The 1,904-nt window shown below is 65.7% G+C and carries 1 pseudogene; it reads right to left on the bottom strand.

The annotated features are described in order from the left end of the window. Window positions 1–520 (bottom strand): annotated as a pseudogene (locus tag ABZ293_RS23260) (hypothetical protein); the annotation flags it as partial. Between the last annotated feature and the right edge of the window lie 1,384 nt (window positions 521–1,904).

The raw sequence follows: 1,904 nt of genomic DNA, 5'->3' as shown, positions 1-1,904 counted from the left end.
CGCGGAAGGTGTCCGGTCCGCCATGTTGTTCTGGTCCGCGGAAGGTGTCCGGTCCGCCATGTTGTTCCGGTCCGCGGAAGGTGTCCGGTCCGCCATGTTGTTCCGGGCCGCGGAAGGTGTCCGGTCCGCCGTGCTGTTCCGGTCCCCGAAGTGCGTCAGGTCCGTGCTGCTGCTCGGGTCCACGGAAGCTGTCCGGTTCGCGCTGTGCGTTCGGCGCGCCGTGCAGTTCGAAACCTGGCCCGGCCAATTCACGTGGCGACGGACTGCGGCGCTGCGGATCGGGCTGATCCTCGGACTGTTCGTCCTTACCCTTGCGTCGACCGAAGCGGCGCTTGTCCCGGCGCCCGGCCTCGGGCCGCTCAGATTCGGGGGCGCGCTTGGAACGTCCACGCCGAGAGGGCGCTTCATCGATGAGGTCGTCGTGAGGCAGGTTCTGAACGGGCGCTTCGTAGCCGCCGGTCACATCGCTCTCGGAGAGCCACGGAGGCAGCATGGGGAGGCCGTCATTATTACGGCTCACACGTCCCCCTTTGGATCTGCTCGACCTATACCTGGGCTGTGGTCAGTTTACGCGACGACTCTCGCCCATCATGGGTGGGGAGTGGGCCGAATGGCTGGCTTCTAAACACCCCATCTACGGGTTCCATTGGCCCCCTGCGCACCTCGTCGGCAACGCCCAATTAGGTAAGTCGCGAAGTCGGCGGAGCTATTCGACGCCACCTCGCCCGGTGTATTGCGGCACAAGGGTTTCGCGGGGATGGCCGTGCTGAGCCCCCACGCCAGCGCACGTCTGGGCTGTCCAGTCGGCTCGCTGTTCGCCTCCCGCTGCTGGAGCGCATCACACACAAAGTCTGACGATTGCCACCACGCAGCTCTGTTGGCCTTCGGCCCGATCTTCGGCTTCACCGCCACCGTCCGTCCCGTCTTGATTTCCGGCGGCCACTGCACCTCTTGCGAGCAACGCCATCGTCGACGCAGTGCCTATCTATATGCCGGAGCCCACCCGACCTATCTGGCGGAGATACGTCCCGGCTACACATGCGCGACACCGCGCCGCGCGACTTGGCTCTCTGTCGAGGGGGAGCCCCACCGTGCTCCACGGAAGGTGAGAACTGCTGTGCTCTGTGGAGGGGTGAGTCCCGCGGTGTTCTGTGGAGGGGTGAGCGCCGCCGTGCTCCGCCGAGGGTGACCCTCGCCGTGTTCCGCGGAAGGTCAGGACTGTTGTGCTTTGCGGAGGAGGGGTGAGTACCGCTGTGTTCTGCGGAGAGGTGAGCGCTGCTGTGTTCTGCGGAGGGTGAGTACTGCGGTGTGCTGTGGAGGGATAGGCCCCGCCGTGCTCCGCGGAAGGTGACTCTCACCGTGCTCTGCGGAAGGTGAGCTATGGCGGGGGTGAGGACCGCTGTGTTCTGTGGAGGGGGGAGCGCTGCTGTGTTCTGCGGAGGGTGAGTACTGCGGTGTGCTGTGGAGGGATAGGCCCCGCCGTGCTCCGCTGAGGGTGATTTCGGCCGTGCTCCGCGGAAAGGTGACTCTCACCGTGCTCTGCGGAAGGTGAGCTATGGCGGGGGTGAGGACCGCTGTGTTCTGTGGAGGGGGGAGCGCTGCTGTGTTCTGCGGAAGGTGAGTACCGCGGTGTGCTGTGGAGGCCCCGCCGTGCTCTGGCGAGGATGAGCCCCTGTGCTCTGCGGAAAGTGAGGCCCGCGGTGGAGGGTGAGTACCGCCGTGTTCCGCGCCGCGGGTGAGCTTTGCCGTGTTCCGCCGCGGGTGAGCTCTGCCGTGCTCTGCGGAAGGGTGAGTACCGCTGTAGAGCAGGAGCAATGCTCAGAACCTGTGGTTGACCGGGAAGGAGTACCTTCCCGGATGATCTTCGAATCCAGGATCTGATCAGTCCGGCGCGCCAACGCCGG

The sequence above is a fragment of the Nocardia sp. NPDC005998 genome, assembly GCF_040614395.1.
Lineage (GTDB): Bacteria > Actinomycetota > Actinomycetes > Mycobacteriales > Mycobacteriaceae > Nocardia.
Note: the sequence above shows the minus strand (reverse complement) of the source record. Positions and strands in the feature narration are given on the sequence as shown.